Here is a 13,646-nt window from a genome sequence, read left to right as displayed (position 1 = left end):
CTGTCATCAGTGTCAAGACCTGAAAAACATTATCTTCACTCTTTGCAGTTTTTTTTATGTAAATATCGCACACTATTTAACATTTCCAGTAATTATAGCTCTATATATCCATACGCACACGGTAGCCTTTACCATCCCTCGCGACAAAAAGAATGAGCGATGAATCCAGCCTGTGAGTAAAGAACACCTGATATAGTGCTTTCATACTCGTAATTTTTTTCCCGCTGATGTTCACAAGCAGGTCTCCCGCCTGTAGTCCAAGCTTTGCAGCAGGGCTACCTTTGCGAATTGATTCAATAACTAAATATGTTTGTCCTTTTCGCAGCGAAAGTCCCCATCGCCCGCGCAATTGTCTTGCAGCGAACGCTTCGGAATATGGCGCAGTTCGCAATTCAATTGTCACAGGTTCACCATCACGCATATACGTGAGATTTACAGCTTCGCCCTTCGTCATATTCTTCAGTAACTGCACATAGTGCCTGTGGTCTGTCACCAACTTGTCATTTACTTCAATTATTGTGTCGCCAGATTTAATTCCAGCATCAGCAGCAGGAGTTCCATCAAAAACAGATGTTACAAGCAGCCCCTTTGTGGATGACAAGCGTAACCATGCAGCAGTGTTTTCATCCAAATTTTGACCGGAAAGCCCAAGCCACACAGGAACAATGTGCCCCGTTTCCAGCAGTTCCGTTACTGCTCTGCGCGCCTTATCTATAGGGATAGAGAATCCAATATTTGCAGCCTGACGCAACATTGCTGTGTTAATCCCCACCAGCTCTCCAGCAAGGTTGATTAACGGGCCGCCGCTGTTTCCCGGATTAATGGCAGCATCAATCTGGATAAGATCCGTAATGGTAGCGTTACCCGTTTTAATAGAACGATCCAACGCAGAAATAACGCCGGTCGTCACGGTGTGGCTAAATCCAAGCGGGTTGCCGATAGCAATTACCGTTTCACCGGGCATCAAGTCATCAGACTGCCCCATTGGTAATGCTGGCAAGTCAGAAGCTTTATCGAGCTTTAAAACCGCAAGATCAAAGTCCGGATCAGAACCAATCATGCTAGCAGTAAACGTACGACCATCAAGCAACGTAACATTAATCTGTGCTGCGCCCTGAATAACGTGTGCGTTGGTTAATACAATCGCTTTTTTTGAATCAATAATTACACCGGAGCCAAGAGTCTGTTCTTTTACCTTCCGTCGCCCCTGCCCCCGCTGAAAAAATTCATCAAACAGCGGATTACGAGGCAATAAATTTGCAAAAGGATTTACAGCGCGTTCAACAATCCTGTCTGTGCTGATACTTACAACAGCAGGAGCGGCTCTTTGCACAGCCGACACAACAGGAGTGATACGAACACTGCCTTCAGTCTTTAACTTTGTGTAATTATTCTGAGCAAATGCAACACTTGAGCTAAGCATGATTATAAGGAGGATTGCGAAGATTCGGCGCATCAGATACCTTTATCCCGTTCTTGGTAGTTAATAGTAAACTGGCGTTCAGGTACACAGACTGTAAGTACGTCTGGGTAAAAAAGCCATAGCCATCATGCATAAAGTCACCACAACAGACTATTCCGGCTTATAATTTTGCCATTATTTCAGGAGATTTCATGACACCGTCTTTATCGGATCACACTTTCAAGGTTGAACCTGTTTCTACCTACGAAAACACCGCAGAAAATGAAGCTTTGCTGCGTGATCTTCTCCAAAAAATCAAGCCGGTTTCTGACACGCTGCGTCCAGCAGCAAACCACCGTCTTGATCATCTCACAAAGCCCATAGGCAGCCTTGGCAAATTAGAAGAACTCGCCGTTCGCATGTGCTGCATTCAAAACAAGACGCTGGGCATCGCCGCTGATCCGTTACGCATATACGCCATAGCCGGTGACCACGGCGTAAATGAAGAAGGCGTCTCAGCCTTCACCCAAGATGTGACGCGCCAGATGGTACAAAATTTCTGTGACGGCGGTGCAGGCATCAACGTACTGGCAAACACTGCCGGTGCCGAGCTCTGTGTAGTCGATCTCGCCTCAAAAGGTGGCGATTACCCAAACCACCCGTCACTCATCCAATGCAAAATTGCTCAGGGCACACAAAACATCGCAAAAGCACCAGCTATGAACCGTGAAATGTGTCTACGAGCGCTGCTCATCGGTGCCACTCTGGCAAACAAAGCACTCGCAGAAGGTTGCCCTGCCATTGGTACCGGCGAAATGGGGGTATCAAACACCACCCCGTCGACAGCCCTCTACTGTGCCTACCTGAATCTTCACCCGCAAGACATCACAGGTGCCGGCGGCGGTCTTGATCCCGAAGGCGTCACACGCAAAACCCATGTCATCGAACGCGCGCTCTCTCTACATTCAGCCACAATAGAATCCGGCGATACTGTAGACATCCTCGCAACCCTCGGTGGTTACGAAATTGCCGCCCTCGCAGGGCTCATCCTCGGCGGAGCAGCAAACAATCAGCTCGTACTCCTCGACGGGTTCATAGCAACAGCAGCATACACAGCAGCATGGAAGCTTTGCCCGACAATCAAAGACTACACATTCTTCTCTCACGCATCAGCCGAAGCAGGACACAAACAAATTCTCGCCAAGCTCGATATCGATCCGCTTCATGATCTCGGCCTACGACTCGGCGAAGGCAGCGGCGTGCCGCTCGCGCTGTTCCTCATGCGCTGTGCCTGCAACACCTACAATCAAATGACCACGTACAGTGACGCCGATGTAGAGCCGCCTGACAATTTATAGTTAGAGCTGTCTTCAACGAGCCTCTGGCGGCGCTTATCAGCGGGATGCCTTTGGCTACCCTGCGGGGCTTGCCTCCGGCGGCTTAAGAACCCTTTTGAAAAAGGGCTTCTTAAGAATCTCCTAAAACTTTTATCTGCGAGGCAAGCTTATTGTTTATGCAGCCTCGCGGCTTATGCATCACTACCTTTCGAAAATGAGAAGGGCTGTCCTATTTATGTAGGACAGCCCTTTTTTTGTTCAAGTCAGTGGGATTAAGCCGCGTACGAAATCTATTGACGAGCGTTCATCGCATAATAAAAAGTTTGAAGGGGGGTCTGGGGGGAAACTTGCAAAGTTTCCAGCCCAGCCGCCGGAGGCAAAATAACAAAACGTCAGATTCCTAGCGCACTAACTTTGATTAAGTAGCCATTGCCTGCCGTAGGCGGCCTGTCCGAGTGATATGCACCCGTCGTTTGGTGGCAACTGCGTATGCTGAATAACGGTAAGCCCTAGCGCGGCGAGCGCTTTAGGCAACTCAGTGCCGATGGTGAAACTTTGCATGACTCCGCCCGAAAGAGCTATGACGTCGATTCCGGTGGTGCTTGCTGCGTGTGCTGCAAGCTGTGCACAACCTTGAACGAGTCCAAGATGAAATTTTCTGGCGATGATGCCTTGTTCTATGCCCTGCTGCCAGTCTTGATAGCACTGAAGGAACAAAGATTGGCTGTCTAATTCAATGAGACCATCATGTTTAATGAGCGGGCACTCGTAGGCTTCTGTCACGGTGAGGTCTTGCGCGTCCTCTAGGAGAATTGCTGCTTCACCTTCGTAGGTTACGTCATGACAAATGCCGAGCATGGCGGAAACTGCATCGAATAAGCGTCCACAGGAGGAAGTGAGCGGCGTATTAATGTTGCGCTCTAGCAGCTGCGGTAAGAATTGGGACTGCTGGCTGAACTGATTCTGCCATGTCCATTCTTTGTCGCTGATTGTAATTCCGGCGTTCCAGAGGATACCTTGTGCAATACGCCAAGGTTCACGGATGGCTGTTTCACCACCGGGAAGCGGAATATGCGACAATCTGCCAAGCCTGTTGTGCTCTAATGACTGTTTGTTAACGCTTAGAAGTTCGCCACCCCAGATGGTTCCGTCTTCACCGTAGCCGGTACCGTCTAACGCAAGCCCAAGGGCAGTTCCGATAAATTTATTTTCTGCCAGTACACTATATATGTGCGCTGCGTGGTGCTGAAGCCCGAGCACAGGGATGTTGTGTGACTTGCCGTATTCGCGGGCAAAGCGAGTTGTCATGTAATCGGGATGCAGGTCATGAACAACTGCCTCGACGGTTACCTCAAGGGTTTGCGGCAGAAATTCGGCTATCTCTTCGTAGAAAGAGTAGACTTCCAGATTTTGCATGTCGCCAATGTGCTGCGACACGAATGCTTCATTGCCTCGAGTGTAACAAAGCGTATTTTTCAGTTCAGGGCCTACGCCAAGAACTGATGGTGCTTTATCTGCCATAAAGACTGGGCGCGGAGCAAAACCTCTGGCACGTCGAAAAAATTGTGGTTTGCCTGTATCTTTTTGAACGCGGACAACGGAGTCATCAACACGTACGAGGATGTCTCGATTATGCAGCAGGAACACGTCCGCAAGAGCATGCAGACGTTTGAGCGCTTCACGGTTACCGAGTGCGATTGGCTCGCTGCTCATGTTACCGGATGTCATGACGAGAACAGGCAGTTCAGTTGTCTGCTGCGCAAAGTATTTGAAAAGGATGTGGTGAAGCGGCGTATACGGAAGCATGATGCCTACGTACTGCGTCCCGGGATTAAGAACTTCTGCAAGCGTAGAGTCGTTGCGTTGTTTACAGAGAACAATCGGACGCTCTTTTGTGAGCAGCAGCTTTTCTTCTTCCTCTGTGAGGTCTGCTATAGCGCGGGCTGTTTCAATATCTTTTGCCATAACAGCAAGCGGCTTGCCCCAGCGATTTTTGCGAGTACGCAAGGTTTCAATTGCCTGCTGCCCCTGATTGCCAGTTGCCATACAAACGAGATGAAACCCGCCTAGCCCTTTAACAGCAGCAATTTCGCCTTTTGCCAAAGCTTCAGCAGTCTGTTTGATAGCCTCTGTGCCGCGACATTGTTCAACACCATCAGGTGTTGTCAGCCACACATAAGGGCCGCAAACATCACAGGCATTAGGCTGCGCATGAAAGCGTCTATCCAGCGGATCTTCGTATTCCGTTTTGCAGTCAGGACACAATGGGAAACAAGACATAGACGTCTTGGCTCTATCGTAAGGGATAGATTTTGTGATAGTGTAACGCGGCCCGCAGTTGGTACAGTTGGTAAAGGGATATTCATACCTGCGATTGTCCGGATCGGACATGTCGCGCAGGCAATCATCGCAGGTGGCAACGTCGGCACTGATAAGGACACGGTTGCCCTTTTTGCCTTCGCTTGCCAAAATTGTGAAATCTGTTTCACCGTCTACAACCGGAAGTTCATCCTCTGTTTTAGAGGTAACTTCCGCCAGTGGCGGCAGTTTGTCTACCAAGTCGAATGCGAAACCAGCTAGTGTTTCTTCATCCCCCTGCACCTCAATGAACACTCCGTCAGAAGTATTACTTACAGTGCCAGTAACCTTGTTACCCAAGGCAATTCGATACACGAACGGACGAAACCCAACACCCTGAACCTGACCAGTAATGATATAGCGCTTGCGGCGTACACGATGAGTCATACAAAACCATACCGCAAATACAAGGGAGAGAAAAGGGAAGGGGGTAAGCAAATATCATGATTACAATTTTGCTAAAATACACGCTAAGAATAACTTGCTACAATAATTTACGATAGCACTACACCAGCAGCAAGAAACAGCAGATAAGCAGTATTCATAGCCTTTGAACACTTGAATATTCTTGTAACGTCGGATACCTGTAACTCTTATTTGAACAATTTTGTAGTATGGAGAAACTATGGCGACTGAAAAATTAGGAAATCGCATTCGCAAGTTTAGGGAAGAGCGTGGCTTGAGCCGTGCAGAGCTTGCTGAACAGGCTGATTTGACTGAATTATTTGTAACAGCATTGGAAGAAGAAGATTTGTACCCTTCCATCGCACCGTTACAGAAAATTGCTCGTGCTCTCGGCGTTCGCCTCGGCACATTTATGGACGATGAAATTTCTGTTGATCCACTAATTGTACGTAAAGCCTGTCGCGAAACAGATCTTACTATGCAAAAAGCTGGCGACAAGAGCCCAAGCTTCCTGTTCCATTCTTTGGGTAAAGGCAAAACTGACCGTAATATGGAGCCTTTCTTCATTCATATTACTCCGGAAAGCGATGAAGACCGTAAAATTTCTTCCCATCAGGGTGAAGAGTTTATCGTCGTTACTTCCGGCAAGTTGCTTATCCGCTATGGAAAAGAGGAACACATTCTTGAAGCAGGCGACAGTGCCTATTTCAACTCCATCGTTCCGCATTACGTAGGTGCGGCAGATGGTGAAGAAGCTGAAATCTACGCAGTAATCTACTACCCTGACTAGGAAATTCCATGCAAGCATTCGAACTTCGCGAAAAGACCCTTGGTCAGATTCTTGATGACACCGTTGCAAAGTATCCAGAAAACGATGCTGTTGTATACGTAGACCGTGACTATCGTCAGTCCTACAAAGAATTTGGCAAGGTGGTTGATGATCTGGCGCAAGGGCTTATGGCTCTTGGTGTCCAGCGGGGCGAAAAAGTTGCCGTTTGGGCAACAAACGTCCCCTACTGGGTTGCACTACAGTTTGCTACAGCAAAAATTGGTGCCATCCTACTAACCGTGAATACCAACTACCGTAAAAGCGAACTAGAATACCTGCTATCTCAGTCTGAATGCGAAAACCTGTTCATTATGGACGGCTATCGCGATCATGACTTTGTTCAGACTATTTACGACATGATTCCGGAATTACGTAATCAGTCACGCGGCAAGCTTAAAGTAGACAAGCTTCCGTCTCTGAAACGCGTTATGTTCCTCGGTGTGGAAAAACACCGCGGCATGTACTCAATTCCAGAAATCATGGCGATGAAAGCTATGGTATCCGAAGACGAATATCAGGAACGGCAGGATTCCCTTTCTCCATACGATGTAGTGAACATGCAGTACACTTCCGGTACTACAGGGTTCCCTAAAGGGGTAATGCTTACACACGTTGGTATTGGTCTTAACGGCTACTGGATTGGTGAAAACCAGAATTTTACGCACAAAGACAGACTTTGTCTGCCTGTGCCGTTGTTCCACTGCTTTGGTTGCGTGCTCGGCGTTCTCGCCGCCGTAAACCATGGTGCAGCGCTTGTAATTCTGGAAAACTTTTCACCAGTACACATTATGGCTTCTGTGGATCAGGAGCGTTGTACAGCGCTTTACGGCGTACCGACAATGTTCCTCGCAGTACTTGAGCACAAAATGTTCTCCAAGTTCGATTACTCTTCGCTCCGCACAGGCATCATGGCAGGTTCTATCTGCCCTGAGCCGCTGATGAAGCGCGTTATCGAAGATATGAACATGACGGAAGTAACTATCTGTTACGGTCTCACAGAAGGCTCTCCGGTAATGACACAAACATTGCCGCATGACAGCTTCGAACGTCGTACCCAGAGTGTCGGTAAAAAAATGCCGGGCATCGAAGTACGTGTTGTTGATCCGGAAACCGGTGAAGAATGCCCAAGCGGAACGCAGGGCGAAGTTGTCTGCCGTGGCTACAACGTCATGAAAGGCTACTACGCAATGCCGGAAGCAACAGAAGCAGCAATCGATACCGATAACTGGCTGCACTCAGGCGATCTCGGTGTAATGGATGAAGACGGCTACGTTGTCATCACAGGACGTATCAAGGACATGATCATCCGTGGTGGTGAAAACATCTACCCACGTGAGATTGAAGAATTCCTTTACGGCATGGACGGCGTACATGACATTCAGGTTGTCGGTATCCCAAGCCGCAAATACGGTGAAGAAGTTGCTGCCTTTATTATCAACAAAGAAGGCTACGACCTCGCACCAGAAGATGTACGCGACTACTGCCGCGGAAAAATCGCATGGCACAAAGTTCCACGCTACATCACATCTATCGACGAATATCCGATGACCGCCTCTGGCAAGATTCAGAAATTTAAGCTTCGCGAAGATTACCAAAAGTATTTTGGCGAAGTTCGATAACAACAAGTTACGAATGAAAGGGTGAAGCTCCGGCTTCACCCTTTTTTTGTTTCTGATGTTTGCCTCTGTGGTGGTCTGCGACGCTTTTTTTGTCTCCGACGAGCCTCCGGCGGCTGGGAGAAACCCTTTTGGAAAAGGGTTCTCCCCCAGACCCCCTTCCTAAAACTTTTACTATGCGAAAAGGATCAGTTGATAATGTTCTCTCGCGGCTTAACGCCACTGACTTGAGTCTAAAAAGGATTAAACCACATAGAGAGGCTGCCCTTTTCATTTTCGCAAGATTGTGATGCATAAGCTGCGAGGTTGAGTAAGAAAAGGGCTGGCCTATTTATGTAGGACAGCCCTTTATTTACTCAAGTCAGTGGCGTTAAGCCGCGTGAGAAATTAATCGACGTGCACTTTTCGCATAATAAAAAGTTTGAAGGGGGGTCTGGGGGGAAACTTGCAAAGTTTCCAGCCCAGCCGCCGGAGGCAACCGTCGGAGACAAAAAAAGGCGTCGCCGACACGCCATAGGCACGCAGTACCCCATAGCAAACAAGCATAAAAAAAGCCCTCAGCAACAGCTGAGGGCTTTTTGTGTATTCTAGTAGCAAGCTTTACTAGCTTGCGTCTGGCAGGCGTTTACCGAAGAGGAAAAGCATACCAACTACAGCGATGAGACCTACTGGCAGAGTAATCATCGGGGAGAGGCCGAGACCTGCTGGCAGGAAGCCGAAGAGGATGGATACTGCACCTACGGACACTGCGTATGTCAGCTGGGTACGAACGTGATCGATATGGTCACATGCGGAACCCATGGAGGACAGAATGGTGGTATCTGAAATAGGCGAACAATGGTCACCGAAGATAGCACCAGTAAGCACTGCACTGATGTTGAGGAGCAGGTAAGCCTGATCCGGGTTGATAGCCCACGCCAGCGGAATAGCCAGCGGCATAAGAATACCCATTGTGCCGTAAGAGGTTCCTGTCGCAAAGGAGATGACAGAACCGAGGATGAAGATAATGGACGGCAGCATGAATGCAGGCAATGTGTCAGACAATACGCTTACGAGCCACATAGCAGTACCGAGCTCTTTGATGATACCGGAAAGGGACCATGCGAGGAGCAGGATAACAGCGGTAATGGTCATGGATTTGATACCCAGAACCCAAGTCGTAATTGCTTCTTCAATGCTGAACACTTTCTTGCAGATACCCATGGTCATCGCAACGATACCGGCAAGCAGTGCAGCCTGGAACAGAACAACGGATGCATCGGAAGCACCAAAGCATTCACGAATAGCGAAGAAGCTAAACGGAGCAGCGTCGATTTTTGCGAGCAGCTCAGCGTTATCAAGAGCGCTGAGACCGTTGAAGTAGAATCCGAGGAAAGCAGCTACAATAAGAGTACCGATTGGAATGATTGCATTCCAGATGGAAGGAACAACGTGTGAGCCCGGTTCGAGCTGAGTTGTTTCTTCAGAAGCCATTGGGCTTGCGTTATCAGCAAGCACTTTTCCGTGCTTACGTGCGCGTACTTCAGCTTTATACATAGGGCCGTATTCGCGGAGCAGCATAATGCCTGCGAGTACGAAGAACAGAATAAAGATGTTGTAGAAGCGGTATGGGATGGTTTCAACGAATGCACCGTATGCGTTCATCTGAATACCAATCTGTTCGAAGCCGTCTTTGATAAGACCAATTTCGTACGCAACCCAAGTAGAAATAAGTGCGATACCGGCGATTGGAGCTGCTGTTGCATCAATGATGAATGCAAGCTTTTCGCGGGATACGCGCATACGGTCAGTAACCGGACGCATGATAGGACCAACGGTCAGTGAGTTTGCGTAGTCATCAAAGAAGATAACCAAACCCATAACCCATGTGAAGAACTGGGCACTACGAGGGCCTTTTGCTTTTTTAGCAAGCGCCTCTGCTACTGCGAGTGTACCACCCATTTTGGATACAACCGCAATAAGACCACCGATTGCAAGACACTGGAGTACGATACCAGCGTTCCATGAATCAGCTAATGAGCCAAGAATTTCGAGGGAAACACGCTGAAAGGAACCAAGCAGGCCGTGGTAAATGTCCATGCCTTTGGTTTCAAGCATCATTGCGCCGGAAAATACACCGAGGAATAAGGACAACACTACGTTACGGCTGATAAATGCAAGGATGATTGCTACCAGCGGCGGAACCAATGTCCAAAATCCAAAAAGTTGTGAGTTAGCAGCGCCTTTGCTTGAGTCAGCAGCAAATGCTGGTGCTGTAACAAAAAGAATTCCTACTGCAGAAAGCAGTAGCAACAAATGTCTTAATCTCATAATCACTCTCTCCTGATTATTGCTCTCTTTTGCGTAGTTCCTAAAAGAAATACCCTTGCTTTGCAAGCATTGTCTTATATGTTTAGGAGGAGTGAAAATAAGCGGAAAACCAGACCGTTACAGCTATTTTTTATCTTTCAAGTATCACTAAAGATAGTTTGACTGTTTTTTGATGCCATTTCACAGTTTGCAGATTGACTTTACAGAGGGTGCACAGCATGGTCGGGCTTATGCAAGAGGATAAGGATATAGTCGCGGAATACGTTGACGCGTTGCGCAAATCAGAGCGTCTTGGTGATCAGGTAGTGTTTCATAAAGTGATGCCTGATGTTGATGCCCAATACGCAGAAAACCGTCGCCCATGGGCGCAGGCAATTAAAGATATGCTCTCAATGCAGGGCATAAAGTATCTTTACGCGCATCAAACTCTCGCAACAGATCATATTCGAGCGGGCAGACACGTTGTCGTGGCTACGCCGACAGCAAGTGGCAAAAGCCTGGTATACAATCTGCCTGTCATTGAGCGATTTTTACAAGACCCTGATGCACGCGGACTGTATCTTTTCCCCTTAAAGGCATTAGCGCAGGATCAGTTAAAAACATTTAAATCCCTGACCGCGCATTGGCCTAAAGAGGCTCGACCGGAAGCTGCTATTTATGATGGCGACACTACGCCACATTTCCGCAAAAAAATTCGCACAAAGCCACCTACCGTACTCATGACGAATCCGGAGATGCTGCACCTTTCTATTCTGCCGCATCACGAACAGTGGATTGAATTTCTAGCGTCCCTGCAATTTATTGTTGTGGATGAGGTACACACATATCGCGGCGTTATGGGCTCTCATATGGCGCAGCTTTTCCGCAGATTGCTCCGCGTATGTAAACAATACGGAATTACCCCGACCTTTATCTTTTGCTCGGCAACTGTGGGAAACCCTGCTGAACTGTGTGAAAATCTTACAGGCATTGCGCCTACCGTCATCACTGAAAGCGGCGCGCCGCAAGGTAAACGCCATTTCGTGTTTATGGACCCGCATCAGAGTCCTTCTTCAGCCGCCATTTCTTTGCTCAAATCCGCATTGATGCGCAATATGCGTACGATTGTGTACACGCAATCACGCAAGATGACCGAACTCATTAGTATGTGGGCCGGACAAAAGTCCGGTGCGTTCAAAGACAGAATTTCCGCTTACCGTGCGGGCTTCCTGCCTGAAGAGCGTCGGGAAGTTGAACAAAAAATGGCCAGTGGTGAACTTCTCGCAGTAATTTCCACCAGTGCCTTGGAGCTTGGAATCGACATCGGCGCACTCGATTTATGTATTCTAGTGGGTTACCCCGGTTCCATTATGTCGACCATGCAGCGTGGTGGGCGAGTTGGGCGTAAAAATCAGGAATCCGCGGTCATGCTTGTGGCTGGCGAAGATGCGCTCGATCAATACTTCATGCGGCACCCTAAAGAATTTTTCTCCCGTCCACCGGAATGTGCTGTTTTAAACCCGCACAATCCCGTGATCCTAAAACGTCACCTTGAATGTGCCGCAGCAGAACTCACTCTGCGAACTTCTGAGGAATGGATGCGGGAACCGGAAGTAGTGACCGCCGTGCACGAATTAGAACAGTGTGGCCTTCTTTTGCGGGATGCTGAAGGCACAACCATTTTTGCGGCAAAAAAACGCCCGCACAGGCATGTTGATCTTCGCGGCGCTGGAAACAATTTTCATATTGAGTCTGAAGACGGCACCATCATCGGTAGCGTCGATGGCGTTAAAGCGTTCAAAGAAACGCACCCCGGCGCAGTTTATCTACATAAAGGCCAAACGTGGTCGATAACTGAGCTCGACTTTGGAACCCGCACAGCCAAAGCGAAACAAGGTCGTGTAAACTATTACACACGCACCCGCTGCAACAAGAGCACAGAAATTTTAGAAGTCATTGACCAGACGCTCGTATGGGGAACACGCTTATGCTTCGGCAAGCTGCGCGTTACGGAAATCATCAGCGGGTTCGAAAAACGAAGCGTACAAGGCGGCAAGCTCCTCGGCATCACTCCGCTAGAGCTTCCACCGCTGGTATTTGAAACAGAAGGTATCTGGTTTGAAGTACCACTTGGCGTTCAGCGTAACGTTGAAAACGAATTTCTACATTTTATGGGATCAATCCACGCGCTAGAACACGCAATGATCGGAATCTTACCGATTCTCGTGCTCACAGACCGCAACGATCTCGGCGGCATTTCAACCCCCATGCATGCACAGGTAGGTAAGCCAGCAGTGTTTGTTTACGACGGAATGGAAGGCGGTGCAGGGTTAACACGGCACGCATTCACCATGGCGCATGAAATTTTTGAACGAACTCTTGCTGCTGTTCGTGACTGTGGCTGTGAACTCGGCTGTCCAAGCTGTGTACATTCTCCCAAATGTGGCTCCGGTAACCGACCAATAGATAAAGTTGGAAGCATTTTCCTTCTCGAAGACATGGCAAAGGGATTCTTCACCCCGCCAGCAGACGAAATTTTTGAAGTGGAGCCATTGCCACAGCCACTAGCACCACCTTCGCGTATCGCGCCCAAAGTGCTCACAGCCGAAGCTGGAAACACCATAACACCAGCACAAACTTCAAATTCAAAAACTCAAACCGAACCGCGCGACATAACAACTCCCGCCCGCTACGCTGTACTCGACATCGAAACGCAGCGTTCAGCGCAAGAAGTCGGCGGATGGAACCGTGCAGAGCTCATGCGAGTATCCGTCGCCGTGCTCTACGATTCCAAAGAAGACAAATTTATCCATTACATGGAAGAGGACATGCCCGAGCTGCTCGAGCATCTTAAAGACTACGACTGCATCATCGGATTCAACATCATCCGTTTCGATTACAAAGTGCTTTCAGCTTACGCCGACTACAATCTACAGTCCTTGCCAACGCTTGATTTGCTCGACGAAATTCGCAAGCGGCTAAACTACCGTGTATCTCTCGACAACCTCGGGTCAGCGACACTCAATGCACCCAAGTCTGCCGACGGGCTTCAAGCACTCAAATGGTGGAAAGAAGGAAAAATCGAGGAAATCGCAACCTACTGCGAGGCTGATGTACGCATAACGCGCGACATATACCTCTACGGCAAGGAGCACGGGTATCTGCTCTTTACCAACAAGGCGAAACAAAAAGTCCGCATACCAATTGCTTGGTAGTAGGTACTTGTCGCGACAGGGTGAAGCAACCCTGCGGGGCTTGCCTCTGGCGGGTCTTCGACGAGCCTCCGGCGGCCAGAGAACCTTGTTACACTGTCGCTATCTGTAATCTCTCATTCCTCGAGAACAGCTACCGCTTTGAAAAAAGGCTTCTCTGGACTCTCCAAAAACTTTTATTTGCGAGGTGGGCTTATT

The 13,646-nt window shown here is 48.6% G+C and carries 7 protein-coding genes; 4 read left to right on the top strand and 3 right to left on the bottom strand.

Annotation, left to right across the window (positions count from 1 at the left end; translation table 11 throughout):
• Positions 1-100: 100 nt before the first annotated feature.
• Positions 101-1,456 (bottom strand): trypsin-like peptidase domain-containing protein, encoded by a 1,356-nt coding sequence (locus tag ACZ5V1_RS15935; protein ID WP_464389684.1) that lies wholly within the window; start codon positions 1,454-1,456, stop codon positions 101-103.
• A gap of 158 nt (positions 1,457-1,614) precedes the next feature.
• Between ACZ5V1_RS15935 and cobT the strand changes: the two genes are divergently transcribed.
• Positions 1,615-2,760 (top strand): nicotinate-nucleotide--dimethylbenzimidazole phosphoribosyltransferase, encoded by a 1,146-nt coding sequence (gene cobT / locus ACZ5V1_RS15930; protein ID WP_464389683.1) that lies wholly within the window; start codon positions 1,615-1,617, stop codon positions 2,758-2,760.
• Between the two features lie 387 nt (positions 2,761-3,147).
• Here the strand turns inward: cobT and hypF are convergent, their stop codons facing one another.
• Positions 3,148-5,484, bottom strand: coding sequence for a carbamoyltransferase HypF (hypF, locus tag ACZ5V1_RS15925; RefSeq protein ID WP_464389682.1), 2,337 nt, complete (start codon positions 5,482-5,484; stop codon positions 3,148-3,150).
• 238 nt (positions 5,485-5,722) lie between these two features.
• Here hypF and ACZ5V1_RS15920 point away from each other — a divergent pair, with 238 nt between their 5' ends.
• Together ACZ5V1_RS15920 and ACZ5V1_RS15915 are read left to right on the top strand one after the other, a co-directional pair.
• Positions 5,723-6,292: a cupin domain-containing protein gene (locus ACZ5V1_RS15920; RefSeq protein ID WP_464389681.1), complete on the top strand. Its 570-nt coding sequence runs from the start codon at positions 5,723-5,725 to the stop codon at positions 6,290-6,292.
• An 8-nt stretch (positions 6,293-6,300) separates the two neighbouring features.
• Complete coding sequence (locus ACZ5V1_RS15915) at positions 6,301-7,950, top strand: AMP-binding protein (RefSeq protein WP_464389680.1); 1,650 nt, start codon at positions 6,301-6,303, stop codon at positions 7,948-7,950.
• 600 nt (positions 7,951-8,550) lie between these two features.
• On the opposite strand, the gene ACZ5V1_RS15910 is transcribed toward ACZ5V1_RS15915, so the two are convergent.
• Positions 8,551-10,257 carry a Na+/H+ antiporter NhaC family protein gene (locus ACZ5V1_RS15910; protein ID WP_464389679.1) on the bottom strand — a complete coding sequence of 569 codons (1,707 nt, stop codon included), beginning with the start codon at positions 10,255-10,257 and terminating at the stop codon, positions 8,551-8,553.
• 230 nt (positions 10,258-10,487) lie between these two features.
• On the opposite strand from ACZ5V1_RS15910, the gene ACZ5V1_RS15905 reads away from it, so the two are divergent.
• The gene (locus ACZ5V1_RS15905; protein ID WP_464389678.1) at positions 10,488-13,451 is read left to right on the top strand and encodes a DEAD/DEAH box helicase; all 2,964 of its coding nucleotides are present in this window, start codon (positions 10,488-10,490) and stop codon (positions 13,449-13,451) included.
• Positions 13,452-13,646: the final 195 nt, after the last annotated feature.

Source organism: Halodesulfovibrio oceani subsp. galateae (assembly GCF_055397225.1).
The sequence above is the reverse complement of the archived record's forward strand: the minus strand, read 5'-3'. Positions and strand labels throughout refer to the sequence as shown.